34 protein-coding genes are annotated in these 26,325 nt (G+C 68.8%); 20 read left to right on the top strand and 14 right to left on the bottom strand.

What is annotated here, in order from left to right; all coding sequences use genetic code 11:
* The first annotated feature begins 237 nt into the window (after positions 1 to 237).
* The 4 genes from DQW85_RS40930 (at position 238) to DQW85_RS45215 (ending at position 2,025) form a co-directional block, all read left to right on the top strand.
* Entirely contained in the window at positions 238 to 648 is a 411-nt protein-coding gene (locus tag DQW85_RS40930; RefSeq protein ID WP_113705110.1) for an ArsR/SmtB family transcription factor, read from the top strand.
* Positions 645 to 1,364 (top strand): cation efflux transmembrane domain-containing protein, encoded by a 720-nt coding sequence (locus DQW85_RS40925; protein WP_113705109.1) that lies wholly within the window; start codon positions 645 to 647, stop codon positions 1,362 to 1,364. The genes DQW85_RS40930 and DQW85_RS40925 overlap by 4 nt, the downstream gene beginning before the upstream one ends.
* On the top strand, positions 1,361 to 1,711 hold the full coding sequence (locus DQW85_RS40920) for a DUF3703 domain-containing protein (RefSeq protein WP_113705108.1): 351 nt from the start codon (positions 1,361 to 1,363) through the stop codon (positions 1,709 to 1,711). Before DQW85_RS40925 ends, DQW85_RS40920 begins: the two co-directional genes overlap by 4 nt.
* 173 nt (positions 1,712 to 1,884) lie before the next feature.
* On the top strand, positions 1,885 to 2,025 hold the full coding sequence (locus DQW85_RS45215) for a hypothetical protein (protein ID WP_162795777.1): 141 nt from the start codon (positions 1,885 to 1,887) through the stop codon (positions 2,023 to 2,025).
* 200 nt (positions 2,026 to 2,225) lie between these two features.
* On the opposite strand, the gene DQW85_RS47360 is transcribed toward DQW85_RS45215, so the two are convergent.
* The 4 genes from DQW85_RS47360 to DQW85_RS40900 all read right to left on the bottom strand — a co-directional run bounded on the left by DQW85_RS47360 (position 2,226) and on the right by DQW85_RS40900 (position 4,778).
* The gene (locus tag DQW85_RS47360; RefSeq protein ID WP_205315794.1) at positions 2,226 to 2,867 is read right to left on the bottom strand and encodes an arsenate reductase/protein-tyrosine-phosphatase family protein; all 642 of its coding nucleotides are present in this window, start codon (positions 2,865 to 2,867) and stop codon (positions 2,226 to 2,228) included.
* Between the two features lie 15 nt (positions 2,868 to 2,882).
* A complete protein-coding gene (locus DQW85_RS40910; protein WP_113705106.1) occupies positions 2,883 to 3,578 on the bottom strand; it encodes an arsenate reductase/protein-tyrosine-phosphatase family protein in 696 nt (231 codons plus the stop codon).
* A 118-nt stretch (positions 3,579 to 3,696) separates the two neighbouring features.
* Positions 3,697 to 4,407, bottom strand: coding sequence for an aquaporin (locus DQW85_RS40905; protein WP_113705105.1), 711 nt, complete (start codon positions 4,405 to 4,407; stop codon positions 3,697 to 3,699).
* The gene (locus DQW85_RS40900) at positions 4,404 to 4,778 is read right to left on the bottom strand and encodes an ArsR/SmtB family transcription factor (RefSeq protein WP_113705104.1); all 375 of its coding nucleotides are present in this window, start codon (positions 4,776 to 4,778) and stop codon (positions 4,404 to 4,406) included. Before DQW85_RS40900 ends, DQW85_RS40905 begins: the two co-directional genes overlap by 4 nt.
* Before the next feature lie 89 nt (positions 4,779 to 4,867).
* On the opposite strand from DQW85_RS40900, the gene DQW85_RS40895 reads away from it, so the two are divergent.
* On the top strand, positions 4,868 to 5,185 hold the full coding sequence (locus tag DQW85_RS40895; protein WP_420819219.1) for an arsenate reductase/protein-tyrosine-phosphatase family protein: 318 nt from the start codon (positions 4,868 to 4,870) through the stop codon (positions 5,183 to 5,185).
* Between the two features lie 65 nt (positions 5,186 to 5,250).
* Here the strand turns inward: DQW85_RS40895 and DQW85_RS46265 are convergent, their stop codons facing one another.
* Positions 5,251 to 5,724: a GNAT family N-acetyltransferase gene (locus DQW85_RS46265; RefSeq protein WP_240197750.1), complete on the bottom strand. Its 474-nt coding sequence runs from the start codon at positions 5,722 to 5,724 to the stop codon at positions 5,251 to 5,253.
* 385 nt (positions 5,725 to 6,109) lie between these two features.
* On the opposite strand from DQW85_RS46265, the gene DQW85_RS40885 reads away from it, so the two are divergent.
* The 8 genes from DQW85_RS40885 (at position 6,110) to DQW85_RS40845 (ending at position 15,469) form a co-directional block, all read left to right on the top strand.
* Positions 6,110 to 6,850 carry a DUF4118 domain-containing protein gene (locus tag DQW85_RS40885; protein ID WP_113705112.1) on the top strand — a complete coding sequence of 247 codons (741 nt, stop codon included), beginning with the start codon at positions 6,110 to 6,112 and terminating at the stop codon, positions 6,848 to 6,850.
* Between the two features lie 291 nt (positions 6,851 to 7,141).
* Positions 7,142 to 7,231, top strand: a complete 90-nt coding sequence (gene kdpF / locus DQW85_RS40875) for a K(+)-transporting ATPase subunit F (protein ID WP_113705100.1) — start codon at positions 7,142 to 7,144, stop codon at positions 7,229 to 7,231.
* Entirely contained in the window at positions 7,231 to 8,892 is a 1,662-nt protein-coding gene (gene kdpA, locus DQW85_RS40870) for a potassium-transporting ATPase subunit KdpA (protein ID WP_113705099.1), read from the top strand. Before kdpF ends, kdpA begins: the two co-directional genes overlap by 1 nt.
* Complete coding sequence (gene kdpB, locus DQW85_RS40865; protein ID WP_113705098.1) at positions 8,892 to 11,012, top strand: potassium-transporting ATPase subunit KdpB; 2,121 nt, start codon at positions 8,892 to 8,894, stop codon at positions 11,010 to 11,012. Before kdpA ends, kdpB begins: the two co-directional genes overlap by 1 nt.
* Complete coding sequence (locus tag DQW85_RS40860) at positions 11,012 to 11,869, top strand: potassium-transporting ATPase subunit C (protein WP_113705097.1); 858 nt, start codon at positions 11,012 to 11,014, stop codon at positions 11,867 to 11,869. The genes kdpB and DQW85_RS40860 overlap by 1 nt, the downstream gene beginning before the upstream one ends.
* A 5-nt stretch (positions 11,870 to 11,874) precedes the next feature.
* Positions 11,875 to 14,415 (top strand): DUF4118 domain-containing protein, encoded by a 2,541-nt coding sequence (locus DQW85_RS40855; protein ID WP_113705111.1) that lies wholly within the window; start codon positions 11,875 to 11,877, stop codon positions 14,413 to 14,415.
* Positions 14,412 to 15,080: a response regulator gene (locus DQW85_RS40850; RefSeq protein ID WP_113705096.1), complete on the top strand. Its 669-nt coding sequence runs from the start codon at positions 14,412 to 14,414 to the stop codon at positions 15,078 to 15,080. Before DQW85_RS40855 ends, DQW85_RS40850 begins: the two co-directional genes overlap by 4 nt.
* Before the next feature lie 125 nt (positions 15,081 to 15,205).
* Positions 15,206 to 15,469, top strand: coding sequence for a hypothetical protein (locus tag DQW85_RS40845; protein WP_162795775.1), 264 nt, complete (start codon positions 15,206 to 15,208; stop codon positions 15,467 to 15,469).
* Between the two features lie 53 nt (positions 15,470 to 15,522).
* Here DQW85_RS40845 and DQW85_RS40840 read toward each other — a convergent pair whose 3' ends face one another.
* On the bottom strand, positions 15,523 to 16,218 hold the full coding sequence (locus DQW85_RS40840) for a TetR/AcrR family transcriptional regulator (protein ID WP_162795774.1): 696 nt from the start codon (positions 16,216 to 16,218) through the stop codon (positions 15,523 to 15,525).
* Between the two features lie 13 nt (positions 16,219 to 16,231).
* Positions 16,232 to 16,735, bottom strand: coding sequence for an alpha/beta fold hydrolase (locus DQW85_RS40835; RefSeq protein WP_240197749.1), 504 nt, complete (start codon positions 16,733 to 16,735; stop codon positions 16,232 to 16,234).
* A gap of 341 nt (positions 16,736 to 17,076) precedes the next feature.
* Here DQW85_RS40835 and DQW85_RS40830 point away from each other — a divergent pair, with 341 nt between their 5' ends.
* From DQW85_RS40830 to DQW85_RS47825, 6 genes are all read left to right on the top strand, one after another.
* Entirely contained in the window at positions 17,077 to 17,406 is a 330-nt protein-coding gene (locus tag DQW85_RS40830; protein ID WP_113705092.1) for a PadR family transcriptional regulator, read from the top strand.
* Between the two features lie 2 nt (positions 17,407 to 17,408).
* Positions 17,409 to 17,822 (top strand): DUF1048 domain-containing protein, encoded by a 414-nt coding sequence (locus tag DQW85_RS40825; RefSeq protein ID WP_113705091.1) that lies wholly within the window; start codon positions 17,409 to 17,411, stop codon positions 17,820 to 17,822.
* Positions 17,822 to 18,628, top strand: coding sequence for an ABC transporter ATP-binding protein (locus tag DQW85_RS40820; RefSeq protein ID WP_113705090.1), 807 nt, complete (start codon positions 17,822 to 17,824; stop codon positions 18,626 to 18,628). Before DQW85_RS40825 ends, DQW85_RS40820 begins: the two co-directional genes overlap by 1 nt.
* Positions 18,629 to 18,637: 9 nt before the next feature.
* Positions 18,638 to 19,399 carry an ABC transporter permease gene (locus DQW85_RS40815; RefSeq protein WP_113705089.1) on the top strand — a complete coding sequence of 254 codons (762 nt, stop codon included), beginning with the start codon at positions 18,638 to 18,640 and terminating at the stop codon, positions 19,397 to 19,399.
* Between the two features lie 394 nt (positions 19,400 to 19,793).
* On the top strand, positions 19,794 to 21,002 hold the full coding sequence (locus DQW85_RS40810) for a cytochrome P450 (RefSeq protein ID WP_113705088.1): 1,209 nt from the start codon (positions 19,794 to 19,796) through the stop codon (positions 21,000 to 21,002).
* 10 nt (positions 21,003 to 21,012) lie between these two features.
* Positions 21,013 to 21,135 carry a hypothetical protein gene (locus DQW85_RS47825; protein WP_275888305.1) on the top strand — a complete coding sequence of 41 codons (123 nt, stop codon included), beginning with the start codon at positions 21,013 to 21,015 and terminating at the stop codon, positions 21,133 to 21,135.
* A gap of 76 nt (positions 21,136 to 21,211) precedes the next feature.
* Here DQW85_RS47825 and DQW85_RS40800 read toward each other — a convergent pair whose 3' ends face one another.
* Complete coding sequence (locus DQW85_RS40800; protein WP_113705087.1) at positions 21,212 to 21,538, bottom strand: hypothetical protein; 327 nt, start codon at positions 21,536 to 21,538, stop codon at positions 21,212 to 21,214.
* A gap of 23 nt (positions 21,539 to 21,561) precedes the next feature.
* Here DQW85_RS40800 and DQW85_RS40795 point away from each other — a divergent pair, with 23 nt between their 5' ends.
* The gene (locus DQW85_RS40795) at positions 21,562 to 21,741 is read left to right on the top strand and encodes a hypothetical protein (protein ID WP_113705086.1); all 180 of its coding nucleotides are present in this window, start codon (positions 21,562 to 21,564) and stop codon (positions 21,739 to 21,741) included.
* Positions 21,742 to 21,811: 70 nt separating this feature from the next.
* Here DQW85_RS40795 and DQW85_RS40790 read toward each other — a convergent pair whose 3' ends face one another.
* The 6 genes from DQW85_RS40790 to DQW85_RS40765 all read right to left on the bottom strand — a co-directional run bounded on the left by DQW85_RS40790 (position 21,812) and on the right by DQW85_RS40765 (position 26,162).
* Positions 21,812 to 22,033 (bottom strand): hypothetical protein, encoded by a 222-nt coding sequence (locus tag DQW85_RS40790; RefSeq protein WP_113705085.1) that lies wholly within the window; start codon positions 22,031 to 22,033, stop codon positions 21,812 to 21,814.
* Complete coding sequence (locus DQW85_RS40785) at positions 22,030 to 22,302, bottom strand: rhodanese-like domain-containing protein (protein ID WP_113705084.1); 273 nt, start codon at positions 22,300 to 22,302, stop codon at positions 22,030 to 22,032. The genes DQW85_RS40790 and DQW85_RS40785 overlap by 4 nt, the downstream gene beginning before the upstream one ends.
* A gap of 358 nt (positions 22,303 to 22,660) precedes the next feature.
* On the bottom strand, positions 22,661 to 24,571 hold the full coding sequence (locus DQW85_RS40775; protein ID WP_113705083.1) for an APC family permease: 1,911 nt from the start codon (positions 24,569 to 24,571) through the stop codon (positions 22,661 to 22,663).
* 287 nt (positions 24,572 to 24,858) lie between these two features.
* On the bottom strand, positions 24,859 to 25,032 hold the full coding sequence (locus DQW85_RS45210; RefSeq protein WP_162795773.1) for a hypothetical protein: 174 nt from the start codon (positions 25,030 to 25,032) through the stop codon (positions 24,859 to 24,861).
* 11 nt (positions 25,033 to 25,043) lie between these two features.
* Positions 25,044 to 25,280: a magnesium transporter CorA family protein gene (locus DQW85_RS46255; RefSeq protein WP_205315793.1), complete on the bottom strand. Its 237-nt coding sequence runs from the start codon at positions 25,278 to 25,280 to the stop codon at positions 25,044 to 25,046.
* Positions 25,281 to 25,718: 438 nt separating this feature from the next.
* Positions 25,719 to 26,162, bottom strand: a complete 444-nt coding sequence (locus tag DQW85_RS40765) for an ArsR/SmtB family transcription factor (protein WP_205315792.1) — start codon at positions 26,160 to 26,162, stop codon at positions 25,719 to 25,721.
* Positions 26,163 to 26,325: the final 163 nt, after the last annotated feature.

Below are 26,325 nucleotides of genomic sequence, written 5' to 3'. Positions count from 1 at the left end.
GACGTCGGCGGGCAACCACCCCGATTTTCAGCCCAGAACGGGCCTGCCGTCAGGCAGACCGAAGACTAACCCTCCGGTTCCCGCCTCTCCGAGCCCGGGGCCGGTCCAGGCCGTGCACGCGGCCACGCTTTTCGCATATGACTATCTGCGATAAGCCCGCGTTTCGCCGCTAGCGCCAGGCTCCCCGATGCCGAGCGCTCTTGCCAACTCATAATGGATTCGGGCTATCATCGTGTTATGGCGATTGATAGTGATGCTGGCCGGTGTGTGAACGCCGACATCGCCGCGGGCATCGCCCCGGCGGCGGCGCTGTTTCACTCGCTGGCCGATGAAACCCGGCTGAAGATCGTGCAACGCCTCGCCCGAGGCGAGGCCCGGGTGGTGGACCTGACCGACCAACTCGGCCTGGCCCAGTCCACGATCTCCAAGCACCTGGCCTGCCTGCGCGACTGCGGGCTGGTCGACTACCGCGCCCAAGGCCGCCAGTCCTACTACGCGCTGACCCGGCCCGAGCTGATGGACCTGCTGGGCGCGGCCGAGCAGCTGCTGGCCGCCACCGGCCACGCCGTCACCCTCTGCCACGCCTCCAGCCCCGATGGCCACGACCGCGACGCCGACCCGCTGGCGGAGGGAGAGCCCGTCGCATGACCGCGCTGAACCTGCCCGGCCTCGGACCCGCCCCGGTCCGCCGCGCCGTACTGCGCCGCCGTATCCGGCTGCTGGTCGCCGCGACCATCACCTACAACGTGATCGAAGCCATCGTGGCCATCACCGCCGGCACCATCGCCTCCTCCGCCGCACTGATCGGCTTCGGCCTGGACTCCATCGTCGAGGTCGCCTCGGCCACCGCGGTCGCCTGGCAGTTCACGACCACCGACCACGAGAAGCGGGAACGGGCCGCGCTGCGCGTCATCGCGATCTCGTTCTTCGCGCTGGCCGCCTACGTCACCGTCGACGCCGTGCGCGCCCTGGCCGGCGTCGGCGAGGCCGAGCATTCCACCCCCGGCCTGATCCTGGCCGCGGCTTCGCTGGTGATCATGCCATTCCTGTCGTACGCACAGCGCCGCGCCGGCCGCGAGCTCGGCTCCGCCTCGGCGGTGGCCGACTCCAAGCAGACGCTGCTGTGCACCTACCTGTCGGCCGTGCTGCTCGTGGGCCTGGCGCTCAACAGCGCTTTCGGCTGGTCGTGGGCCGACCCGATCGCCGCCCTGGTCATCGCGGCCGTCGCGGTCAACGAAGGGCGCAAGGCCTGGCGCGGCGACACCTGCTGCGCCATCCCCAGCCCCATCCGCGCCGACGAGCCGGGCGCCGCCACGTCGTGTTCGGACGGCTGCTGCACCGCTGAGAAGGAGAACGACCGATGATCGGCCGCCCGATGCACGCCGCGGTGCGGGCCGCCTACCGCGCCGAGATGGATGCCGCCCGCACCAACGGCGACTCCGAACAGCGCTGGCGGCATCTGGAGCGGGCGCACATCATCTCCCAGCCGTGGCCCTGGCTCCACACGCGCAACCACATCGCCATGTTCGCGCTGGCCATCGCCCAGCGCGACCGCCGCGAAGCCATCGGCCAGGTGGTGCGGATCATCGTGGCCGCGCCCGGCTCGGCGCTCCGCCGCTACCCCGAAGGCAACACCGGTCGCGCCCGCGTCTCCCTCACCCAGCCGATTCCCATGCCCGCCGACCTGGCCGAGCTCCTGACTGCCGGGTGAGGTCCCAGCGCGCCCACTGACTCGCCGCCGCCCGGGAGAGCCCGGGCCGCCGGGCGTGCTGCGACGCCTCCCGCCTGCCGATCCGCGACGGCGTCCTCGACGCGGCTGTCCTGATCGACGCGTTCTGCTTCGCCCGCGAACTCAACCGCGTCCTGACCAGTGGCGGGGCGGTGGTGTGGATCAACCTGCTCGGCGCCGATGGCCCCCTGTATGTCCCGACTGAGCAGATCCTCACCGCTCTGCGCGGCGCCTGGACCGCGATCGAAAGCAGCGGCGGCCGGGGCAGCTGGGCCATTCTGCGCCGCAGCACCTGATCGCCGTCACCGTCGTCGATGGTCCTCAGCCGGAACGCGATGGCACCCCTGACACCCCCCGCTCACACCTCGGTCGCCTAGCTGGCGCGCTGGTGGGAAGGCCGATTCCCCGCTCCGCGGCATCGGTTGAGGGCGTGTGCAGTGCGCAGGCGCACGGCTTCCGCTCGGGAAGGACATGCGTGACGAGGGGGACTGCTTCGTCAGTTGGCAGGAACGCCGAGTTCGTCGAGCAGGGCGCGGACGCGGCGTTCGATCTCGTCGCGGATGGGGCGCACGTCCTCGACGCCCTTGCCCGCCGGATCGTCCAGTTCCCAGTCCAGGTAGCGCTTGCCGGGATAGACCGGGCAGGCGTCGCCACAGCCCATGGTGACCACCACATCAGCAGCCCGGACGATCTCCTCCGTCCACGGCTTCGGGAACTCCTTGGAGATGTCGATGCCCCGCTCGGCCATGGACGCGACCGCGGCGGGGTTGATCTGAGTGGCGAACTCCGACCCGCCGGACCAGGCCAGCGCGTTCTCGCCGGCCAGGTGCTGGAAGAAGCCCATCGCCATCTGCGAGCGGCCGGCGTTGTGCACGCACAGGAACAGCACGATCGGCTTCCCGTCGCCGTGACCTTCGACCCGGGCCAGCGCGTGTAGGCGCTGTCGGGCGAAGCGCTCGGCCAGCAGCGGCAGGAAGTTGGCGATGGTGCTGTGCGCAGCGAACTGGTCATAGCTGGTGTGCAGGAAACGTTCGATGGTCTCGGTGCCGAAGACGTCGGTGAACTCATCGCGCAGGCGGCGGGCGGCGGTGGTCAGCGCGAGTCGCTGATCCACGGTCAGGCCATCACGCTGGTACATCTGGGACATGATCGCTCACTTATTCTTTGGGGGATGGACAGCCGGAGCCAGCCGGTCGATCCGGCCGGCGAGGTCGGTGTAAGCGTGCTCAAAGGCCGTGTCGGTGCCTGTCGCAACCGGGTCGGGCACCGACCAGTGCAGCCGTGCACCACCCCCGAGCTGATCGCCCAGGTCCTCATGGGCGTTGTCACACACCGCCACGACCAGGTCGTCGGGGGCGACCACGTCGTCCAGATGACAGGGGCGTGCGGTGGCCAGCGACAGCCCGTGCCGGCGGGCGACAGCCGCGGCATGAGGGTGCACCCGCGCCGCCGGTCTGGTACCCGCCGAGACGGCCGGCACGCTGCCCCTGCTCGCCCACAGCGCCGCGGCGAGCTGAGATCGCGCCGAGTTGTGCGTGCAGACGAACACCACCCGAGGCGCATGGCGCAGGGGAGCGGGCAGCAAACCGGCCAGTGTGCCGGGCACCAGTTGCAGGTAACTGCGCCGCCGGTCGCCCTCCGACTGGCGCCGCCGGATCAACCCCGCCTGATCAAGGATTTTCATGTGATGGGCGAGCAGGTTGGTGGGCAGCCCGAGCTTCTGGCCGATCTCTCCGGGCGAAGCGTCGCCAAGGGCCAGGTGGTCGACGATCGCCAAACGGGCGGGCTCACCGAGCGCGGCATGCACCCGCGCCCTGGCCACCAGCGCCTGATTCTGGTCAGTGTCCATTGAGTCAATAGTCATTGACCTAATCCCCCGGCGTCAAGAGCCGGCCAGCAGCCGGTTCTAGCCAGGTAGGGCAGACTCAACGCGAGCCGGCCTGCGCGTTAGCAGCGGAATCGGGACCCTACTCACGCGGTACGACGGGCTCCTGCACGATGGCTTCGACGCGACCGAACAGGCCATGCACCAGCAGGAGACCGATGATGCCGCCGACGATTTGCGCTGCGATGAAGCCGGGCAGCGACGCTGGAGCGATCCCGGCGAAGGTGTCGGAGAACGCCCGGCCGATCGTGACGGCAGGGTTGGCGAAGCTGGTGGAGGAGGTGAACCAGTAGGCCGCCCCGATATAGCTCGCCACCGCGACCGGCGCGACGGCCGCCCGCCCCGCGCGCACCAGGCAGAAGACGACCAGAACGAGCCCCGCGGTGGCGACGACTTCGCCCAGCCAGAGATGCGGCGCGGATCGGTCATGCGTGGACCAGGAGATCGCGGGCTTGTCGAACATCGCGTTGGCCAGGATGGCCCCGCCTATGCCTCCCAGAATCTGTACGACCGCGTAGGCCGCCAAGTCACTCATGCGCGACCCGGCTCCGCCCTGCCGCAGGTACCACCAGTCAGCCGCCGACACCACGGGGTTGAAGTGGGCTCCCGACACCGGTCCGAGCACTACGATCAGCACGCCGAGGCCGAACACGGTCGCGGTGGAGTTTTCCAGCAGTTGCAGGCCCACATCGCCCGGCGAAAGCGTCTGGGCCATGATCCCCGAGCCGACCACCACGGTTACCAGCAGCGCAGTGCCCACGAACTCGGCCAGCAGTCGCCGCGGCAGGCTCATCGGCCACCGCCCCGACCCGCAGGGGACACGCTCAGCGCTCCGGAGACATCCAACAGGGCGGACAGTTCGGCCATCATCTCGGGGACGATGCGGTAGTAGACCCACGAGGCGCGCCGCTCGCTGGTCAGCAGCCCAACCTGCTTGAGCACCTTCAGGTGATGGCTGATCGTCGGCTGGGACACGTCGAAGCTCGCCGTCAGGTCGCACACGCACGCCTCGCCGCCCCCGTGACTGGCCACGATCGACACGATGCGCAGCCGTACGGGATCACCCAGCGCCTTGAACACCCGAGCCAGCCGGGCCGCGTGCTCGGTGTCGAGCGGTTCGCCAGCCAACGGCGAACAACATTCCAGCGTCTCAAGCAGCTCCACCGGCACTCCACATTGGCATCTGTCGATATCAATGCCCGTGTATATAGCCTGGCAGGAGGCCTTGTCCACATCGAGGAGGTGTCGGCTTGGTGAAGCCCGGACGTTCGGGATCGCATGTGGTCGCGGCTCAACGGCGCGCAGCGAAAGCCGAGTGCACCCACACAGACGGCATCGCCATCTCCAGCCAGACGCCAAAGATCTTGACTGTCGGGTCCGTCGAGGCCTCCGACGTCGTCATCACGATGGGATGCGGCGACGCTTCCCCGGTCTTCCCTGACAAGAAGTATCTGGACTGGAACCTTGACGACCCCGCCGGTCAGCGGATTGAAGCCGTTCGCCCGATCCGTGATGAGATTCGGAAGCGAGTGGACGCGGTGATCATCGAAGTGCTGCCCACATCTGGCTGATCAGGATTACGGCGCTGGCAGTCTGGCTCAGGTGCCGACGGTCGCGCTCCGCCGTTCCATGAAGATCACATCCCACAGATGCCGTGGTGACGGCCGATGCGTTCGCGGATGCCCACCTGGCGGAAGCCAAGCGCCTGGTGCAGGGACAGGCTGGCGACGTTCTCGGGAAAGATCCCGGTCTGAATAGTCCACACACCCGCGTCCTCGCAGGCAGCGACGAACGCTGACAGCAGCGCCCTCCCGATCCCGTGCTCCTGGCACCCGGGATGGACGTAGATGCTGTGTTCCACCACCCCGGCATAGACCGGCCTGGCCGACACTGTTCTTGGGCAGCCCTTGGCGTGGTAATCGGCGCAGCCGGCGATCCGCCAGGTCCCGCCCGCGCTGGTCTCGAACTCGGTGAAGTCAAGCTGCCAGACCTGGTTAGGGCCGGTCGGGATCTGAGCGAAGGCCGCGCGCCGCTGTGCCGCCCAGGCGCGGATCTCGGCGGTGTGGTCGCGTCCTTGCAGCAGGCCGCAGCGGCGCATGATCCGCTCCACGGTCGAGGCGGACACCTGGTGGCCGTCAAAACGGCATAACGCCCAGATCTTGCGGTGTCCCCAGGCGGGGTGGGCCCCGGCGGATGCGGTCTGTTTGGTCGGCGAAGCCGAGCGGTCGGGCTCACAGCAAGTTGCGGCGTTTGAAGCTTTACGTACAGGCTGAGGCAGACCAGGGCGATCAAGGCCAGGGAGGAAGCGTAGCCGTAGGCGCCCAGCGCAGCTCGGGCATGCCGGGGGTTTGAAGGTCATGGCCGATCGGCGGCGCCCGTGCTCGCCGACCGGTCGGCCGGTGGCGTCTGGCCTTCCGCTGCCACTTGGTCGATCAGAGGTGGCTGGGTAGGGGTAGGGCATTGACCTGGGTAGATACGACCTGAGGGTGGGGATGATGCCTCGCTATCTGGATTGGGATCGCATCGCGCTCCTGGCCGCCCTGGTGGCTCCGCTGGCCGTCGCCCTGGTGCTCCTGCCCTTCCGCAGCGCGCTGCCGAATACGAGTGTGGCTCTTATTCTGGTCGTGGTCGTGGTCGCGGTCGCCGCTATCGGGAACCGCCTCGCCGGCGCGCTGGCCGCGCTCTCGGCGGCGGTGTGGTTCGATTTCTTCTTCACTCACCCTTACCAGCGCTTCTCGATCACCAAGTCCGCGGATATCGAGACCGCTGTGCTTCTGCTCGTGGTGGGTCTGGCGGTCTCGCAACTGGCCGCTTACGCTCGCCGACTGCGGGTGATCACCGTCACCGATGCCGACTATCTCGCCCGGATCCACGAGACCGCCGAGCTGGCTCAGTCCGCGAGGGCGACCGACACGATAGTGGATCATGTCACGGCTGAGCTCACCGACTTGCTGAACCTGCGCGGGTGCCGCTTCGAGTACGGAATCCTGACCGGTCACCCTCCCCGGCTTGAACAGGACGGGGCCGTGGTCTGGGGTCATAAACGATGGGACGTCGATCGGCTGGGCCTGCCCGATGAGGAGGTCGAGCTGCGGACGATCGGTAACGGCCGCTTCTACGGTCGGTTCATGCTCGAGCCCACGCCGGGAAGCGTCCCGCCTCTGCAGGCACGGCTGGTCGCGGTGACCCTCGCCGATCAGGTTGGCACCGCGCTCGATACGGCCGCGCGCGGCTGAACAGCCTGCGAGCCGGCGACGGGACCGTTCGCCTGCGCGGGCGAGCGACGGTGGCAGACGTGGGTGCGGCGTAGGGAGGGCGTCAATATTTGGGCCTTCGCCGTATGAAACCCGTCAAGAACGGCAAATCCGCTCGAATCCCGGGATTTGCTGGCCTTGTGGCCGCCTTTCTGGCGGCTCGGTCAACATGTCCCGGATTTGAGGAGTGGGGATGACGGACGTCATCTTCGTCGGCCTGACGATCGCGGTGTTCGTGATCCTCGGGTTGGTCGTGAAGGCGGTGGAGCGGCTGTGAGTGCTGTCAATGCCGCGGGTCTGGTCGTGGTCGCCGGTTTGGTGGTCTTCATGGTCGCCGCCCTGCTCTTCCCGGAGCGTTTCTGATGTCGTCGAGCGCGGCGGGACTCCTGTTCATCGGGTCGCTGCTTGTCGCCCTGGCCCTGTGCTACCGGCCGCTGGGCGACTACATGTTCCGGGTCTACACTGGCGCCGGTCACTCCCGTATCGAGTTGATGCTCTATCGGCTGGTGGGTGTCAGGCCGGACGGTGAGCAGCGCTGGGGGGTGTACGCGCGCAGCGTGCTGGCGTTCTCGGCGGTGTCGATCCTGTTCCTGTACGGCCTGCAGCGCGTGCAGAACCACCTGTTCCTGAGCCTGGGCATGAAGCCGGTCGAGCCGGCGCTGGCCTGGAACACCGCGGTCAGTTTCGTCACCAACACCAACTGGCAGGCCTACTCCGGCGAGGCTGCCATGGGCCACGTCGTGCAGACCGCGGGGCTGGCCGTGCAGAACTTCGTGTCCGCGGCCGTCGGCATGGCGGTGGCGATCGCGCTGGTGCGCGGCCTGGCCCGCGGCAGGTCCGGCACGCTCGGCAACTTCTGGGTGGACCTGGTGCGCGGCACCGTCAGGATCCTGCTGCCGATCGCGTTCGTGGCGGCGCTGGTCCTGGTGGCCGGGGGCGCGATCCAGACGTTCGGCGACCACTTCACCTGGGCCACGCTGACGGGTGGAGAGCAGACGTTCACCCCGGCCGCCGCCGCGTCGCAGGAGGCGATCAAGGATCTGGGCACCAACGGCGGCGGCATCTTCAACGCCAACTCCGCCCACCCGTTCGAGAACCCCACCTCGTGGACCAACTGGGTGACGATCTTCCTCCTGCTGGTGATCGCGACGAGCCTGCCTCGTACGTTCGGCCGGATGGTCGGCGACGACCGGCAGGGGTACGCGATCGTGAGCGTGATGGCGATCATCGCGATCATCAGCATCGGGTTGACCAACTGGGCGGAGCTGAGCGCGAGCGGCACCGTGCCGCAGGCGATCGGCCAGGCGATGGAAGGCCGGGAGAGCCGCTTCGGCGTGTCGAACTCCGGCATGTTCGCCAGCGCCACGACGCTTACCAGCACCGGCTCGGTGAACTCCTTCCACGACTCCTACACCGCGCTCGGCGGCGGCATGCTGATCTTCAACATGCTGCTCGGCGAGGTGGCTCCCGGAGGCGTGGGCGCGGGCTTGTACGGCATTCTCATCCTGGCCGTGATCACGGTGTTCGTGGCGGGCCTGATGGTCGGCCGTACGCCTGAGTACCTGGGCAAGAAGATCGGCCCGCGTGAGATCAAGCTCGCCTCGCTGTACTTCCTGGTCACGCCGGTCCTGGTGCTGATCGGCACGGCGGTGGCGATGGCCACGGCGGCGGGCCGCTCGGCCATGCTGAACACCGGGCCGCACGGGCTGTCGGAGATCCTGTACGCCTACACGAGCGCCTCCAACAACAACGGCTCGGCCTTCGCCGGGGTCAGCGCGAACACCACCTTCCACAACGTCACGCTCGGCCTGTGCATGATCTTCGGCCGTTTCCTGCCGATCGTGCTCGTCCTGGCGCTGACGGGATCGCTGGCCGGGCAGGCCCCCGTGCCCGCTTCGGCGGGCACGCTGCCCACCCACCGGCCGCAGTTCGTCGGCCTGCTCGTCGGCGTGACCGTCATCCTGGTCGCTCTCACCTTCCTCCCGGCGCTGGCGCTCGGGCCGCTTGCAGAAGGACTCCTGTGATGTCAACCCCCGTGCTGGAAGCGCCGGGCCGTTCCGCCAAGAAGGCGGACGGCCGGATCGGCGGCGGGCTCATCGACCCGCGCCAGATGATCAGGTCGCTGCCCGACGCGCTGAAGAAGCTGAACCCCGCCACCATGTGGCGCAACCCGGTGATGTTCATCGTCGAGATCGGCGCTGCCTTCACCACCATCCTGGCGATCGTCGACCCGTCGTGGTTCGCCTGGGCCATCGTGGTCTGGCTCTGGCTGACCGTGGTCTTCGCCAACCTGGCCGAGGCCGTCGCCGAGGGGCGAGGCAAAGCGCAGGCCGCCACGCTGCGCGCCGCCAAGCGGGACACCACCGCTCGCCGGCTCAGAAGCGACGACCACTCCAAGTGGGATGTCGTGGGCGCGTCGGAGCTCAAGCAAGGCGACGTCGTCGTCGTCGAGGCCGGGGAGACCATCCCCGGAGACGGCGACGTGATCGACGGCATCGCCAGCGTGGACGAGTCGGCCATCACCGGCGAGTCCGCGCCCGTCATCCGCGAGTCCGGCGGCGACCGCTCCGCGGTGACCGGCGGCACCAAGGTACTGTCCGACAAGATCATCATACGGATCACCCAGAAGCCCGGCGAGAGCTTCGTGGACCGCATGATCGCCCTGGTCGAGGGCGCGAACCGGCAGAAGACACCGAACGAGATCGCGCTCAACATCCTGCTGGCCGCGCTGACGATCATCTTCCTGGTCGCCACCGCCACCATGCAGCCCCTGGCGATCTACTCCAAGTCGGTCAACCCGGGCGTCCCCGACTCCCTGGCGCTCACCACCGACGGCGTATCCGGCATCGTGCTGATCTCGCTCATCGTCTGCCTCATCCCGACCACGATCGGCGCGCTGCTGTCGGCAATCGGCATCGCCGGCATGGACCGGCTCGTCCAGCGCAACGTGCTCGCCATGAGCGGACGCGCGGTCGAGGCCGCCGGCGACGTCTCCACGCTGCTGCTGGACAAGACCGGCACCATCACCTTGGGCAACCGGCAGGCCTCGGAGTTCGTCCCGGTCGACGGCGTGACGGAGCGGCAGCTCGCAGAGGCGGCCCAGCTGTCCAGCCTGGCCGACGAGACGCCGGAGGGCCGCTCGATCGTGGTCTACGCCAAGCAGGCGTACGGCCTGCGCGAGCGCGCGCCGGGCGAGCTGGCGCACGCCACGTGGGTGCCGTTCACGGCGCAGACTCGCATGTCGGGCGTGAATCTGGACGGCCGGGAGGTGCGCAAGGGCGCGGCCACGGCGGTCATGAAGTGGGTGCGCGACCACGGGGGCCACCCCACCGACGAGGTGGGCCACCTGGTGGACGGCATCTCGGCGAGCGGCGGCACCCCGCTCGTGGTGGCGGAGAAGGGCCGCGTGCTCGGCGTCATCCACCTCAAGGACGTCGTCAAGCAGGGCATGCGCGAGCGGTTCGACGAGATGCGCCGCATGGGAATCCGCACGGTCATGATCACCGGCGACAACCCGCTGACCGCCAAGGCCATCGCCGACGAGGCTGGAGTCGATGACTTCCTGGCCGAGGCCACGCCCGAGGACAAGCTCACGCTGATCAAGCAGGAGCAGCAGGGCGGCCGCCTGGTCGCGATGACCGGTGACGGCACCAACGACGCCCCCGCCCTCGCCCAGTCGGACGTCGGCGTGGCCATGAACACCGGCACCAGCGCCGCCAAAGAGGCGGGCAACATGGTCGACCTCGACTCCAACCCCACCAAGCTCATTGAGATCGTCGCGATCGGCAAGCAGCTCCTCATCACCCGCGGCGCGCTGACCACGTTCTCCATCGCCAACGACGTCGCCAAGTACTTCGCCATCATCCCGGCGATGTTCGCCGCGGTGTACCCGGGCCTGGACGCGCTCAACATCATGCGCCTGGCCAGCCCGCAGTCGGCGATCCTGAGCGCGGTCGTCTTCAACGCGATCATCATCGTCGCGCTGATCCCGCTCGCCCTGCGCGGCGTGCGCTACCGGCCGTCCAGCGCCTCCAAGCTGCTCAGCCGCAACCTCTATCTCTACGGCCTGGGCGGCGTCATCGTGCCGTTCATCGGCATCAAGCTCATCGACCTGCTCATCCACTTCGTTCCGGGGATGTCGTAATGGACCGCATGCCAGGCTGGGCCCGCCAGCACCTCGCCGCGCTGCGCGCGCTGCTCGTCCTGACGGTGGTGACCGGCGTCCTCTACCCGGCGGCGGCCACGGGAGTCGCCCAGGCGCTCTTCCACGGAAAGGCCGACGGCTCGCTCGTGGACAAGGACGGCAAGACCGTCGGCAGCGCCATCATCGGCCAGTCCTTCACCGACCAGGAGGGCGCCCCCGTCAGGAGCTACTTCCAGTCCAGGCCGTCCGCCGCCGGCGACGGCTACGACCTGCTCTCCACCGCGGCGAGCAACCTCGGCCCCGAGGATGTCGTGGACACTCTGGCGGTGCCCGGCGCCCCGGACGAGGGCAGGCAGTCGCTGCTCACCCGCGTGTGCGCCCGCTCCAAGGCGGTCGGCGAGCTGGAGGGCGTCTCCGGCGCGCGACCGTACTGCACGCCCGACGGCGTCGGCGCGGTGCTGAAGGTCTTCCCCGCCGTCGGCGCACCGGTCCGGGCGGTGAGCGTCAACCAGTCCTGCCCGGCCACCCCGTTCGTCACCGCCTACCAGGGCGTGGGCGTCGAGTGCGGCAGGCCGGGCGAGGACTACTCGGCCGGACGCACCGTCCCCGTCCGCGGCGGCGTCACCCGCGTCGAGGTGCCCGCCGACGCCGTGACGGCCAGCGGCTCGGGCCTGGACCCGCACATCTCCATCGCCTACGCCGAGCTGCAGGCGCCCAGGGTGGCCAGGGAGCGCGGCCTCGTCCGGGCCGAGGTCGAGGCGCTGATCAGGCGGCACACCACCGGCCGGGCTCTAGGCTTTATGGGAGAGCCGGCGGTGAACGTCCTCCAGCTCAACCTCGCCCTCGACAAGGGGTGATCCGGATGCCACGCGGGCGACTGCGGGTCTACCTGGGCGCCGCGCCCGGGGTCGGCAAGACCTACGCGATGCTCTGCGAGGGCCGCAGGGGGCTGGAGCGGGGCCGCGACGTGGTCGTGGGCTTCGTCGAGACCCACGGCCGCGCCCGCACGGCCGCGCTGCTCGACGGCATGGAGGTGATCCCCCGCAGGACACTGGTCCACCGCGGGGCCACCTTCACCGAGATGGACGTCGACGCGGTCATCGCCCGCCGCCCCAGGATCGCGCTGGTGGACGAGCTGGCCCACACCAACGTCCCCGGCTCCGACAACGTCAAGCGCTGGCAGGACATCGACGACATCCTCGACGCCGGTATCGACGTCGTCTCCACGGTCAACATCCAGCACCTGGAGTCGGTCAACGACGTGGTGCAGCAGATCACCGGGATCCCGCAGCGCGAGACGGTCCCCGACGAGGTGGTGCGGCGGGCCGACCAGGTCGAGCTGGTCGACATGTCGCCGGAGGCGCTGCGCAGGAGGATGGCGCACGGCAACGTCTACGCCCCGGAGAAGGTGGACGCGGCGCTGTCCAACTACTTCCGGGTGGGCAACCTGACCGCGCTGCGCGAGCTGGCCCTGCTGTGGGTGGCCGGCAAGGTGGACGAGCAGCTCGACCGCTACCGCGCCGATCACGGCATCGAGGGCACGTGGGAGGCGCGCGAGCGGGTCGTGGTGGCGGTGACCGGCGGCCCCGAGGGCGACACGCTGGTACGGCGCGCGGCCCGGATCGCCGCCCGGACGAAGGGCGCCGACCTGCTGGCCGTCCACGTGTCCCGCTCCGACGGCCTCGTCGGCGGAGATCCGGCCCATCTGGCCCGCCAGCGCGTCCTGGTGGAGAGCATGGGCGGCACCTACCATCAGGTCGTCGGCGACGACGTGGCGCGCGCCCTGCTCGACTTCGCCCGCGGCGTCAACGCGACCCAGCTCGTGCTGGGAGCCTCGCGGCGCGGCAGGTTCGCGCAGATCCTGTCGCGCGGTGTGGGAGTGGAGACCACGGCCCTGTCCGGCCCCATCGACGTACACCTGGTCACGCACGAGGAGGCCAAGAAGGGCCGGACCCGCCATGAACGATCGCGGGCCGCCCTGACCAGGAAGCGCAGGCTGGCCGGGTGGGCCGTCGCGGTGCTCGGCCTGCCGCTGCTGACCGCCGCGCTGTCGCCGTTCAGGGACGTCCTCTCGCTGCCCAGCGAGATCCTGCTCTTCCTGCTCCTGGTCGTCGGCGTCGCGCTCACCGGCGGGATGTGGCCCGCCATCACCGCGGCCGTCGGAGGGTCGCTGCTGCTCAACTGGTTCTTCACGCCGCCGATCGGTCAGCTCACCATCGCCGACCCGGAGCATCTCTTCGCGCTCATCGTCTTCGTCCTGGTGGCCGCCGCGGTCAGCACGATCGTGGACGTGGCCGCCCGCCGTACGCGGGAGGCGGCCCGCGCCCGGGCGGAGGCCGAGGTGCTGTCCACCCTGGCCGGGCACGTGCTGCGCGGCGAGGCCGCACTACCCTCGCTGCTCGGCCGCCTGCGCGAGACCTTCGGGCTGGCCTCGGTCACGCTGCTCGAACGCATCGGCGAGCCCACCCCCGACGACCAGTCCGAACCGCGGGCATGGCGGATCCTGTCCACCTCCGGAGGAGCGCCGTGCACGAGCCCCGGCGCGGCCGACAGCGACGTCGTCATCAATGAACGGCTGGTGTTGGCGGCGCGCGGGCGGCTGCTGGACGCCAGCGACAGGAAGGTGCTGGAGGCGTTCGCCGCCGAAGCCGCGGTCGCGCTGCGCCAGGAACGCCTGGAGGAGGAGGCCGAGCAGGCCAGGCCCCTGGCGGAGGCCGACAGGATGCGCACCGCGCTGCTGGCCGCCGTCAGCCACGACCTGCGCACACCCCTTGCCGCCGCCAAGGCCGCCGTGGAGAGCCTGCGCAGCGGGGACGTCGACTGGTCACCCGAGGACCGCGCCGAACTGCTGGCCACCGCGGACGAATCCCTCGCCCGGCTCGGCCGGCTCGTGGACAACCTGCTCGACATGAGCCGCCTGCAAGCAGGCGCGCTCGGGCTTTCCCTGCATCCGGTGGCGCTCGAAGAAGTCGTCCCGCGGGCGATGGACGATCTCGGGCCGCTGCGTGACCGCGTGGAGGGCGACATCTCCACCGAGCTCCCCGAGATCACGGCCGACCCGGCGCTGCTGGAGCGGGTGCTGGTCAACCTGATGACCAACGCCGTCCGCTACAGCCCGCCGGACGAGAACGTACTGATCACAGCCAGTCGGTACGGCGACCAGGTCGAGATCCGGGTGATCGACCGTGGCCCGGGCATCCCCGCCGACGCGATCGAGCGGTTGTTCGTACCCTTCCAGCGGCTCGGCGACCGCGACAACCACACGGGCGTCGGCCTCGGCCTCGCGCTCTCAAGAGGGCTGACCGAGGCCATGGGTGGCATGCTCACCCCTGAAGAGACACCCGGCGGCGGCCTCACCATGATCATTAAGATGCCCGTGTCCTCCCGGACGATGATGGCATGACCAGGATCCTGGTCGTCGACGACGAACCGCAGATACTCCGGGCGCTGCGCATCAACCTCGCGGCCCGCCACTACGAGGTGGCGGTCGCCACCGACGGCGGCTCCGCCCTGCGCCAAGCCGCGGACTGGCATCCCGATCTCGTCGTCCTCGACCTCGGCCTGCCCGACATCGACGGCGTCGACGTCATCCACGGCCTGCGCGGCTGGACCCAGATCCCCATCGTCGTACTGTCGGGACGTGCCGGCAGCGCGGACAAGATCGAGGCGCTGGACGCGGGCGCCGACGACTATGTCACCAAACCGTTCGGCATCGACGAGTTCCTCGCCCGCATCCGTGCCGTCTCCCGCAGGGCAGCGATCCAGGAAGCCGAACTCGCCAGCATTCAGATCGGTGACCACGTGGTCGACCTGACCAGGAAGACCATCTCCGACGGGGTGCGGTTGACCCCCACCGAATGGCACATCCTGGAGATCCTGCTGCGCAACCCCGGCAAGCTGATCCCCCAGCGCCACCTGCTGACCGCGGTGTGGGGCAACAAACACGTCAAGGAAACCCACTACCTGCGCCAGTACATGGCCCAGCTGCGCAAGAAGCTCGAACGCGACCCCGCACGCCCGGCCCACCTGCTCACCGAACCGGGAATGGGCTACCGCTTCACCCCGTGAGCAGCGCAGTGGGTCACGGTACGGCTGGTCGGGAGGTACGGCGGGCGGTCGAACGAGCGGCGGCACGCGCTGTTGTTCGGCCGCGTATCCGCCGAGATGCGCCAGGCTCGGGCAAGCTGCTGGCGGTGCCGGTGGATCCGGTGCCGGCGGTCAAGCTCCGGGCCCTGGCCCGCTACGGCCTGGCGGCCAAGGCGCCCACGCTGCGGGACCTGGCAGTCGATCGGCAGGGCGCCACGTTGCTGGCCACGGTGCGGCACCTGGAGACCACATCGGTCGATGACACCCTCGACGTGCTCGATCTGCTATTTCCGGGGTGGGGTGGGCCGCGGCGGGCCAACCGACCCGGGTCGCGTGCCGGTGGCCCTTCTCCCCCCCGCGAGCCCCGCTGAAGACCACCGCCCCGGCCGCGCCCGTCGTATCCGATTCGCGCTCGTGCCCCTCATCATCGGCATCTCACCGGCGACGGCCGCTCAACAGAGGTAGGGCCGACGAGCCGCCGCTCAGCGCCCGATGTTTGCGGACCTGGCGGCCGAAGCCGCAGCCGCGTGGCTGCTACTGGCCCGACTGCGCCTGGGGGTAGCGGACAGCCCATGTACGACGACGCCGGCGTGCCCCCGTCAGCGGCGTTTGTAACTGGCGTCGAGTTCCCTGCGGGTGTCGTGATGTCGACATCCAAGCCACGCGAGATGTGGGGGGCGAGCATGCCGACGGCGAGGGCAAAGGCGGTTTGCACCGTGGCACGGGCCCGGACGGGAATGTCGGGGGGATCTGACCGTGCCTGATCGGCGAGCGTCAACCATTTCTGTGTGGACGCCACCATGTGATCGAACACGGCTGCGGCCCGGCCTTCGAACAGGGCCCTGGCCAGGTACTGGCGGTATGGGCCGATGCTCTGTAGCGGACTCAACCCCCCGGCGCCGGCCTCGGCCCGCGCCTCCAGTTTCCGGATGAGGTCGATGATCCGCTCGTCGCAAGCGGCGAGCAGTTTCTCCTTGGAGCCGTAGTGGTGGCGGATCAACCCGGAAGTCACACCGGCGCGCTCGGCGATAGCCCGGGTTGTCGCCCGCTCGTAACCGACTTCCCCGAACAGTTGCATGGCAGCGTTGCGGATTCTGGCTTTGGCGGTCAGATCGCTCATACCCCGAAGAATTTCAGCAGCGCGGTGGCGATCGCGGCGGGGCACGGCCATCGCGGGCCGCCCGCGTCGCCGCCTCAGCGGAGGAGAAGACGATTGCTTTGCCGCCCCGCCCGGACCTGATCAGGTCCTGCATGGTCGTGAACACGCGACGGATCTCGTCGTCGTCCCGGCGACCCAGCATGAGAAGTGGTTCGTAGGCGGCCACCTTGCTGACCCGATCCAGACCGATCGCTCCGTGAAGTGCGAACAGGCCACCATCGGCTGGCCCGAACACGAACTCGGCGCCGGTGTGATTCACCACCGCGGCGAGGTCCTCGTCTTCCCGTTCGATGCTGTACTCGGGCCCCGCGGGGCCACTCAGGCCACGACCCCGCCGGTCAGGCAGGTAGATGGTGTAGTCAGCAGCAAGGGCCGGACCGAGCTTCATCATGTGTTGGGCCGCGTTGACTCCGCCATGAAGCAGCACCAGTCCGGGCCGCAAGCGGGAACGGCTGACCAACGCCATCGATCGCGTCACGTGTCTGCACGGCAACGGCCCGGTATCAGCGCGGCCCGGCGATGGTGGATGCCATGAACAGTTCAGCGATCGCGGCGCTCGCGGCCTCGCTCGTCGTCGCCGGTGTTTCCGCCGCGTCCGCGACGGCGAAGCCGAGGATCGAACTCTCCGGTGCGTTGACGCAGCCCGTCTCCCCTGAGGGGGCGGCGGCGGGCTCGCTTACGAGCAGCGATCAGGCCGGCCGCACCCACCATGCTTGCTGTCCCCGATCGCCAGCTATTCGGTATTGCTAGGCACTGGTAGTCAGTGCTACTTTGTACCGGTAGTTAGCGTTACCAAGTAGCTAGAAAAAGTGGGGTTCCATGGGCAAGCAGATGACCGAGATGCTCAAGGGAACGCTTGAGGGCATCGTCCTGGCGATCCTGTCCGGTCGATCCGCCTACGGCTACGAGATCACGGCGTGGCTGCGGGACCAGGGCTTCACCGACATCGCCGAGGGCACCATCTACGCGCTGCTGGTCAGGATCGAGCAGCGCGGCCTGGTCGACGTGGAAAAGGTCCCGTCCGAGAAGGGGCCGCCCCGCAAGGTGTACTCCCTCAACGCGCAAGGACGGGAGTACCTCGAAGAGTTCTGGAGGACCTGGAGCTTCCTCGCCGAACGACTCGAACAGCTCCGCAAAGGAGGTCAGTAGACATGGCCGCAGGATCGAACGAGCCGAAGAGCCGGTACCTGCAGTATCTGGAGATCGTCACCGGGTCGCTCGAGGAGAAGAAGCGCTGGCGGCAGTACAAGGCGCGCATCAAGCAGCTTCCCGAGAACTATCGCACGGCAGTTGAAGCGCTGGAGCGGTACCTGATGCACTTCGGGCCGGCCGACGGCACCGGCGCGATGGCGATGTACGGAGACCTGGCCGATCTGTTTGAACAGAGCGCGGCGGACGGCACCCCGATCCGCGACATCTTCGGGGAAGACCCCGTGGAGTTCGTCGAGACGTTCATGGCCAACTACCCCCTCGGGCAGTACCGAGCCCGAGAGCGCAACCGCTTCACCAGCGCCATCGCACGCGCCGCCGGCGAAAACACCGCAAGAAAGGACAGGACAGACTGATGGCGACACAGCAAGCCCCGGCGATCCAGGTGTACGGCCTGGAGAAGTCCTACAAGGAGCTGCAAGTGCTGCGCGGCGTGGACTTCACCGTGGCACGAGGCAGCATCTTCGCCCTGCTCGGCTCGAACGGGGCGGGCAAGACCACGGCCGTGAAGATCCTGTCCACGCTGCTCAAGGCCGACGCCGGGACCGCCCGCGTGAACGGCTTCGACGTCGCCGCGCAGGCTGCGGACGTGCGAGAGTCCATCAGCCTCACCGGACAGTTCGCGGCCGTCGACGAGATCCTCAGCGGGAGGGAGAACCTCGTGCTGGTCGCTCGGTTAAGGCACCTCAAGAACCCGGGCAAGATCGCCGATGATCTGCTCGCCCGTTTCTCGCTGGCCGACGCGGGCGGGCGGAAGGTGTCGACGTATTCGGGTGGCATGCGCCGCCGCCTCGACATCGCGATGAGCCTCATCGGCAACCCACCGATCATCTTCCTCGACGAGCCGACGACCGGGCTTGACCCCCAGGCGCGCATCGAGGTCTGGCAGGCCGTCAGGGAGCTCGCTGAGAACGGCGCGACGGTGCTGCTCACGACCCAGTACCTGGACGAGGCCGAGCAACTGGCCGACCGGATCGCGATCCTCCACGAGGGCCGGATCATCGTCAACGGCACCCTAGCCGAGCTCAAGCAGCTACTCCCGCCCGCGAAGGTTCAGTACGTCGAGAAGCAGCCGACCCTGGAGGACGTCTTCCTCGCGCTCGTCGGTGCCGACGGCAAGGACGGCGACGCCGGCAAACACCGCATCTCGGTACGCAAGTAAGGAACAACGATGAGCAAGCATTTCGTCGGCGACACCGCCGTCCTGCTGGGACGATCCCTGCGCCACATCACCCGCAGCGTGGACACCATCGTCACGACCGCGATCATGCCGATCGCCATGATGCTGATGTTCGTCTACGTGTTCGGCGGCGCGATCAACACAGGGTCGGTTTCGTATGTGAACTACCTCCTGCCCGGCATTCTGTTGATCACGGTCGCCTCGGGCATCGCCTACACCGCGTTCCGGCTGTTTATGGACATGAAGGGCGGCATCTTCGAGCGCTTCCAGTCCATGCCGATCGCGCGCTCGTCGGTGCTGTGGGCGCACGTGCTGACCTCGCTGGTCGCCAATCTGATCTCCCTCGTCGTCGTCGTGCTCGTCGCCCTGCTCATGGGCTTCCGCTCACCGGCGGGGGTGCTGGCGTGGCTCTCGGTCGCCGGCATACTGATCCTGTTCACCCTGGCGTTGACCTGGATCGCTGTCATCCCCGGTCTCACCGCGAAGTCCGCCGACGGTGCGAGCGCGTTCTCCTACCCGCTCATTTTCCTGCCCTTCCTCAGCTCGGCGTTCGTGCCCACCGACACCATGCCCGGCCCGCTGCGCGTCTTCGCCGAGCACCAGCCAGTGACCTCTATCGTCAACGCCATTCGCAACCTGTTCACCCAGCAGCCGGTCGGCACCGACATCTGGATCGCCCTCGCCTGGTGTGCCGGCATCCTCATCGTCGCGTACGGCTTCGCCATGAACACCTACCACCGCAAGATCTCCTAGGCCGTATCGGTCGGGCTTGTCTTGATCCCGGTGAGCGTGGCGGACAGGCAGATCGCAGCGCGGCCCTGAACAAGAACAGCACTTCCTCGGCTTGTCTCCGCTGCCGGGGGAGGCTTTCAGGAGATTTGCGCGATATGAGCACCGGGCTGTGAGCGGACCACCCGGGACACTTTCGGCAGCCGCTGGCCTTGCCGGTGCGAGTGACGAACGGCCTCCACCGGGGGCGGGTCGATCCCCCACCGGGTACTGACGTCGCCCCGATGTCGTGGACTGGAGCGACGCGCACCGCCGACGCGGATCGGCATACCCGCCAGAGCCTGTGGCTGGCTGCCATTCCTTGCAGCGCACCCTTCGAGCTCCACCCAACACGTCCTATCGCGAGACAAGGAAGATCATGACTGAATCCCTCCACACCGTCACGACGATGCCGACGGCGCGTCAGTCCGGCTGTCCCTTCGACCCGCCCAAGGAACTGATCGAGGCCCGTGAGCACGGCCCGATCAGTCGCTTCCCCTTCCCTGGCGGGCACCAGGGCTGGCTGATCACCGGCTACGACCTGGCCCGGTCGGTCCTGGCCGACCCGCGATTCAGCTCGCGCAAGGAACTCATGCGCCACCACCCGCTGATCGACTACGGCGACATCGAGGTCCCCCCGGCGCCGCCCGGCGAGTTCCTCCTCATGGACGAGCCACAGCACAGCCGCTACCGCAAACCACTGGTCGGCAAGTTCACCGTCCGCCGGATGCGATTGCTCACCGAACGCGTCGAGCAGATCACCGCCGACCACCTGGACGCCATGGAGAAGGCCGGACCGCAGGTGGACCTGGTGACCGCGTTCGCCAAGCCCATCCCCGCCATCGTGATCTGCGAGCTGCTGGGCGTGCCGTACGAGGACCGGGGCTTCTTCCAGGAGAACATCGACAAGTTCCTCGGCGGAGAGGTCAGCGACGAGGAGCTGATCGCGGCCTACACCGCGACCCAGCAGTACCTCGCCGGGTTGGTGGTGGCCAAGCGCGCGAACCCAACCGACGACGTGCTCAGCGACCTGCTCGACAGCGACCTGGCCGACGAGGAGCTGCAGGGGATGGCCCTGATCCTGCTGTCGGCCGGGTTCGACACCACCGCGAACATGCTGGCGCTGGGCACCTTCGCGCTGCTGCAGAACCCGGACCAGCTCGCCGCACTGCGCGCCGAGCCCACGCTCACCGACCAAGCCGTCGAAGAGCTGCTGCGGTATCTGAGCGTCGCCAAGCAGTTCCACAGGGTCGCGCTGGAGGACATCGAGCTGGGCGGCCACACCATCACGGCCGGTACGACGGTCATCCTGTCCCTCAACACCGCCAACCGCGACCCCGAGCGCTTCCCCAACCCCCACGAGCTCGACCTGCGCAGGCAGGACGGCGGCCACCTAGCCTTCAGCCACGGCATTCACCAGTGCCTGGGCCAGCAGCTCGCCCGCGTCGAAATGCGCGTCGCCTTCCCCGCACTCCTCAACCGCTTCCCCACGCTGCGCCTGGCCGTACCCGCCGAAGAGGTCGCCCTGCGCCCGGAGGCCGCCGACATCTACGGGGTCAAGAGCCTCCCGGTCACCTGGGACGCGTAACCACGAACCAATGACAGACGAGGAGAGACGGGTGGCCCGGATCCACTACGCCGCACCGTTCAGCGTGGATGAGCTCACGGCCGGGCTGATCGCGACCACCGGACTCGACGCGGACACCGTCACCGCACGGTGAACGCCGTGTGGGGCCCGGGCTCGGTTCAAGCCCGCGCCGGCGAGCTCAGCGGCGCCCTGGACAACACGACCGACTATCACACCACCTGCGCCTGGCGAGCGGCCGAGTTCCCGGCCGCGAACATGCTCGCGGACGCGCGATCGGTGGCGCGGATGTACGCCGCCACGGTCAGCGACGTCGACGGGGTGGTCGCGGCGCCAGGCAGCGACGGCGCACTCACGCTGCCGTTCGCCGGGACGCCGGCCGAGCCGGCTGCCGAACTGCTCACCATCAATGAGCGGCACGGCTCGGTGCGCCGTGACGGCCGGTGGACGCTGCCGCACCGGCTCGAGCTGCGCACCGCGTGGTGCGAGGTGATGCTGGACCTGACCAGTGCGGTGCGCAGCGCGCCCGAGCTGGTCATCGAGCTGCGGGCACGCGGCGAACGTGGAGTTGGTCCTCGCGCCGGGCATGGTGGTGAACGCCAACGAGCTATCGGTGCGGCACAGCACGCTGGCGATCAGCAGGGACGCGGGCGACAACACGCCGGAGACGCTGCATGTCCGCCTGGTAGGCCGAATGCGGCACAGCCGGCTCGACACCCGGTGGCAGGCGCCGCGCCGCTGACGTGTCAGGGCCCGGATACCGTGGTATCCGAGCCCTGCTATCTCGCGCGTGGTGCGGGCGCGCTGCCGTGTTACGGCCTGTCGTTAACGACAGCACCGCCGCCGACGAACCGTTCTTCCTGCTCCTTCCCTAAACCCCGGGTGATCGCGCCAGCGGCCGCGCGACCTACCGGGCGCCGGGCCGCCCACGCCTGGGTGAGCCAGGCCAGTGCCAGCGGGATGACGATCAGCACCCCGGCCTGCTCGGCCACCTGCCCGCTGCGCAGGTACGGCCCGTCGAGGTCCTGCCTCACGCTGGCCGTCCCGCTGCGGCGGTCGCTTCTGTGATCGTGCCCGCTCGGCTGCCCTCGAAGGCCATCCCGGCCTGCGCCCAGTCCTGCTTGCCCCCTGCGTAGACGCGCACGTCGCCGTAGCCCGCCCGATCGGGCGCCACCTGCTCGGCCAGCTCGGCAGTGAGCTGTCCCGGCACGTTGCGCGCGCCGGAGATGTGCTCGGCGGCGTAGGCATCGACCGGCAGGGCCTCCATCAGCTGCACGGTCCCGGCCTGGAGCAGCGCGAGCAAGTCGACCCGCCCGCACGGAGTACGGCACCTGTTCGCCGCCTACGACCTGGGAAAAGACAAGCTGTACGGCCATATCAAGCCCGTCAAGACCCGCATCAGGTTCCTGGAGCTCTGCCGCTACTTACGTAGCCTGTATCCGCCGGAGGTTGCATCGCCATCATCTGCGATAACTACGCCCCACACTTGAGCACGAACCGCTACTTCATCTGGCGCAACCGCCATGCCGACGACCGGCGTCTACGCACCGGTGTCGACAGGGCAAACGTTGCCTGATGCGGCACTAGGTAGCGGATGCAAGACCCTCACGCCGGTTCCTGGCTCCCTCGGGCCAGAACGCCGGCTGGCAGGCCCCGACGGCTCAGCCGACGTGGACGTGTGGCCGGCGCTCCAGGTCGGGCTCGGCCTGGCGGAGCACCTCCCTGGTCAGCGGTGGCACATCACCGCCGCCGAAGACCAGATAGCGCAGCATCGCGACGATCGGATTGCCCTCGGCCCAGTGGAAGTAGATGTGCGGCGTGCCGCCCGTGCGGTCGCGCAGGTAGAGCAGGAGCGCGGCCAGGGTGTTGGGCACGGCCGAGCTCTCGATGGTGAGGATCTTGTGGCCGTATCGCTCCTCGCCCTTGACGTGCAGCTCGGTCTCGAACTCCGAGGCGTCTGGCACCGACACCTCGACGAACATGATCGGTTCGGAGGAGCGCAGCCGGTGGTTGATCCACTGCTCGCGCAGCTTTTCGTTGTACTCGGCCTGGTCGCGCTTGTGCGGCTCGTTGGCGATCAGGTGGATGTCCCCGCACGCCTCGTTGACGTACTCCTCCGCCAGCGGGTCGAGATGCACCTCGGTGACGCGCAGCTCGGTCGAGCGGGTGGCCCGGGAGATCAGCGAGGTGACGATGATGGCCACGATGAAGAACGAGGCGATCTTCACGCCGTCGGGGCGCTCGATGACGTTGTCCACCAGGGTGTAGGCCAGGACCGCCGAGATCGTGGCGAAGCCAGCTGTCGCCGCGCGCTGGCCTTTCCTACGGGCCGACAGCGTAACGGCGACCGCCGCCGACAGCATAAGGACCAGTACGCCGGTGGCGTACGCGCCGCCCTGGGCGTCGACGTCGGCGTCGAAGATGATCGTGATGGCGAACGCGATGGCGGAGAACACCAGCACCAGGGGCCGGACTGCGCCGGTCCACTCCGGCGCCATGCCGTACCGGGGCAGGTAGCGGGGCACCAGGTTGATCAGCCCGGCCATCGCCGAGGCGCCGGCGAACCAGAGGATGGCGATGGTGCTGATGTCGTAGGCGGTGCCGAACAAGTTGCCGAGGTATTCGTGTGCCAGGTATGCCAGCGCCCGCCCGGCGGCCTCGCCGCCCTCCTCGAATTCCTGGTGCGGGATGAGCACCGTGGTGACGAAGCTGGAGAAGATCAGGAACACGCTCATGATCAGCGCCGCGGTGGTGAGCAGCCGCTTGGTGCCCCTGATCCGCTCCTGGATGTCACCCTTGACCACCGGCATCACGGCCACGCCGGTCTCGAAGCCGGACATGCCCAGGGCCAGCTTGGGCATGACCAGCAGCGACAGGCCGATCATCGCGAGCGGGCTGCTGTAGGTGGCCTTCAGCGCGTTCTCCCAGTTCACGACCACGCTCGGCGCCTCGATGACGTGGAGGATCGCGGTCGCCACGACGACGGCGTTGAGCGCGAGGTAGACGAAGACGAGAAGGACGGCGATGCCGATCGCCTCGGTGAAGCCCATCAGGAACACGCCGCCGAGCAGGGCCAGCAGCACGAGGGTGACGAGGACCCGCTGGCCTTCCAGGAAGTGCGGCACGAACGGGTTCTCCAGGATGTGCGCCGTCGCGTCGGCCGCCGACAGGGTCATCGTGATCACGAAGTCGGTGGCGGCGAACCCGAGCAGGGCCAGCACGAACAGCTTGCCCCACCACTGCGGGGCGAGCTTCTCCAACATGGCGATCGAGCCCTGCCCGTACGGGCTCTCGGCCGCGACCCGCCGGTAAACCGGCAGCGCACCCAGCAGGGTCAGCGCGACCAGGAACAGCGTGGCCAGTGGCGACAGGAGTCCGGCCGCGAGCGCGGCGATACCCGGCTGGTAGCCAAGAGTGGAGAAGTAGTCGACACCGGTCAGGCACATCACACGCCACCACGGGTGCTTGACGTGCGGGCCGTGCTCGATCTGCTTCCGGTCGGTCTGCAGCCCCTGCAGCAGCCACGACCGCAGCGTGCCCTCGGTCGCAACTGGCCGCTTCACCAGCACCATCCCGGCAACCCTCCATCGAAATCGAGTAAAGCCGCATCGCAGCCTACTTGGCTGGATTGAGGGTTTTGCCTGGTGGAGGCGTCAAGAAAACGTATATGCGCCTAAATTGCGGGATGTGTCGAAGTGGCGTTAGCACGCAAGACGCCAGGGGCGGGAGCCCCGGCGCGACCAGGGGAGAACTCTGACCGAGATCGTGCTATCAGGTTCGCGGACCGTTGCTCAGATCGGTCGAGGGTGCGGAGTTCACGCGCTCGGAGAGGTGTGACGAGCCATCTTCGCCGCCGAGATCAGCAGGATTGCGGCCAGGCTGGGGATGAGGACCAGGTCGGGATGAGGCCGAGCAGCCCGCCGATCAGGGCGCCGGTGATCGAGCCGGCGACCATGACGGCAACGAAGCGCGGGTTGGCGGCGAGAACCGCGAAGCTTCCGTCGCGGCTGTAGCGGGCGAAGGCCACGAGCATCGTAGGGAGGGCTACCAGCAGCGACAGGCTACCGGCGGTTTGATGTCGGCGGCGTCCAGGATGGCGTACAGGACGGCTTCGGGGCCGCGGGCCAGCAGGTCGGGCCGGTCTTCCTTGCGGCGGCGCACGGCGGCCAGGTTGGGGGCCTCGCCGTGGCAGACAGTCAGCACGAAGTCGCGGCCCACGAAGACGTGCAGTTCGCCGAAGTCGACCTCTTCCCCATCGTCGAGATAGCGCGCGGCGCGCAAACCACGAACAGGGTCTCGCCGTGGCGTTCCAGCTTAGGCCGCTGGTGGGTGACGATGGCGTCCTCGACGGCCAGCGCGTGCAGGCCGAGCTCGTCGGCGGCTGCGACGAGGTGGTGTTCGGCGGGCCAGTACAGGCTGACCAGGCCATCGCGCCGGGTTTGTCGCGCAGCAGGGAGAAGGTGTCGGCCAGCGTGGCCGGGGAGGCGGCGCGGCGACCGTCGATGTACAGGGCGCCGTCGACGATGCTGGCCTCCACCGGCGCTTCGGCCTCGCCGGCGCGCGGGCCGTGGACCGCTCGGGCGGCTCGGTGGCGGTCCCGGCGCGCGGGGAGCCACGCATCAGCGGGCCGAACCTGCGCAGGCGTCGCTCAGGCATGGCAGGGCTACCTTTCGAAACGGCTGGGCTCGGGCGCTCCGGGGGTGCTCCGGCTCTGCCGGGTCAGGGGCGGGCGAGGCGGAGCGTGGCGTCGGCCAGTGCCCAGCCGGGACGACGCACGCCCGCCGCCGCGGCGGGCCTGGCGGCCCCGGTGATGGCATCTGTCGCGGTGGTGGGGGCGGGCGGGGTGATGAGGCCGTTGATGTATCCGGTGAGCAGGCCCGCCTCGGCCAGCAGGACGCCGATGTGGGGGTGGGCAGCCCGGTAGTAGATGCGTCTGCCCTCGCGCCGCACGATCACCAATCCGGCCGCGCGCAACTTGGCCAGGTGCTGGGAGATCGCCGCCACGTGCGTGCCGGTCTGCTTGGCCAGCTGGCTGACCCGCCGCTCCCGGCTCGAGACCGCGTGCAGGATCTGAAACCGGGTGGGATCGGCGATCGCCTTGAGCACGTCCACGATCACCTCCACCGGCATGACCGGCGAATCATCAGAAACGTGCGCAACCATGCAAGGATTCTAAACTGGGTACTGTCTGCTTCCCAGGGATGAAGCAGCAGGACAAAGGGGCTAGGGTGCCGACGGTAGGAAGCATCCGCGGCGAGCGCGGCGGGGGCGCGGTCGGCGGGCGGTGCCCGGGCAGGCAGAGGGCGCGCTGCGAGCGGGGCGGGCG

It is taken from the genome of Nonomuraea lactucae, assembly GCF_003313395.1.
Classification (GTDB): domain Bacteria; phylum Actinomycetota; class Actinomycetes; order Streptosporangiales; family Streptosporangiaceae; genus Nonomuraea; species Nonomuraea lactucae.
This window is presented reverse-complemented; position numbering and strand designations above follow the sequence as displayed.

Bases quoted from the DNA above. Each gene is read 5' to 3' on its own strand.
- DQW85_RS40930 (WP_113705110.1), top strand. From the start codon at position 238: ATGGCGATTGATAGTGATGCTGGCCGGTGTGTGAACGCCGACATCGCC.
- DQW85_RS40925 (WP_113705109.1), top strand. From the start codon at position 645: ATGACCGCGCTGAACCTGCCCGGCCTCGGACCCGCCCCGGTCCGCCGC.
- DQW85_RS40920 (WP_113705108.1), top strand. From the start codon at position 1,361: ATGATCGGCCGCCCGATGCACGCCGCGGTGCGGGCCGCCTACCGCGCC.
- DQW85_RS47360 (WP_205315794.1), bottom strand. From the start codon at position 2,867: ATGTACCAGCGTGATGGCCTGACCGTGGATCAGCGACTCGCGCTGACC.
- DQW85_RS40910 (WP_113705106.1), bottom strand. From the start codon at position 3,578: ATGGACACTGACCAGAATCAGGCGCTGGTGGCCAGGGCGCGGGTGCAT.
- DQW85_RS40905 (WP_113705105.1), bottom strand. From the start codon at position 4,407: ATGAGCCTGCCGCGGCGACTGCTGGCCGAGTTCGTGGGCACTGCGCTG.
- DQW85_RS40885 (WP_113705112.1), top strand. From the start codon at position 6,110: ATGCCTCGCTATCTGGATTGGGATCGCATCGCGCTCCTGGCCGCCCTG.
- kdpA (WP_113705099.1), top strand. From the start codon at position 7,231: ATGTCGTCGAGCGCGGCGGGACTCCTGTTCATCGGGTCGCTGCTTGTC.
- kdpB (WP_113705098.1), top strand. From the start codon at position 8,892: ATGTCAACCCCCGTGCTGGAAGCGCCGGGCCGTTCCGCCAAGAAGGCG.
- DQW85_RS40860 (WP_113705097.1), top strand. From the start codon at position 11,012: ATGGACCGCATGCCAGGCTGGGCCCGCCAGCACCTCGCCGCGCTGCGC.
- DQW85_RS40855 (WP_113705111.1), top strand. From the start codon at position 11,875: ATGCCACGCGGGCGACTGCGGGTCTACCTGGGCGCCGCGCCCGGGGTC.
- DQW85_RS40850 (WP_113705096.1), top strand. From the start codon at position 14,412: ATGACCAGGATCCTGGTCGTCGACGACGAACCGCAGATACTCCGGGCG.
- DQW85_RS40840 (WP_162795774.1), bottom strand. From the start codon at position 16,218: ATGAGCGATCTGACCGCCAAAGCCAGAATCCGCAACGCTGCCATGCAA.
- DQW85_RS40830 (WP_113705092.1), top strand. From the start codon at position 17,077: ATGGGCAAGCAGATGACCGAGATGCTCAAGGGAACGCTTGAGGGCATC.
- DQW85_RS40825 (WP_113705091.1), top strand. From the start codon at position 17,409: ATGGCCGCAGGATCGAACGAGCCGAAGAGCCGGTACCTGCAGTATCTG.
- DQW85_RS40820 (WP_113705090.1), top strand. From the start codon at position 17,822: ATGGCGACACAGCAAGCCCCGGCGATCCAGGTGTACGGCCTGGAGAAG.
- DQW85_RS40815 (WP_113705089.1), top strand. From the start codon at position 18,638: ATGAGCAAGCATTTCGTCGGCGACACCGCCGTCCTGCTGGGACGATCC.
- DQW85_RS40810 (WP_113705088.1), top strand. From the start codon at position 19,794: ATGACTGAATCCCTCCACACCGTCACGACGATGCCGACGGCGCGTCAG.
- DQW85_RS47825 (WP_275888305.1), top strand. From the start codon at position 21,013: ATGACAGACGAGGAGAGACGGGTGGCCCGGATCCACTACGCCGCACCG.
- DQW85_RS40800 (WP_113705087.1), bottom strand. From the start codon at position 21,538: ATGACCAGCTCGGGCGCGCTGCGCACCGCACTGGTCAGGTCCAGCATC.
- DQW85_RS40775 (WP_113705083.1), bottom strand. From the start codon at position 24,571: ATGGTGCTGGTGAAGCGGCCAGTTGCGACCGAGGGCACGCTGCGGTCG.
- DQW85_RS45210 (WP_162795773.1), bottom strand. From the start codon at position 25,032: ATGCTCGTGGCCTTCGCCCGCTACAGCCGCGACGGAAGCTTCGCGGTT.
- DQW85_RS40765 (WP_205315792.1), bottom strand. From the start codon at position 26,162: ATGGTTGCGCACGTTTCTGATGATTCGCCGGTCATGCCGGTGGAGGTG.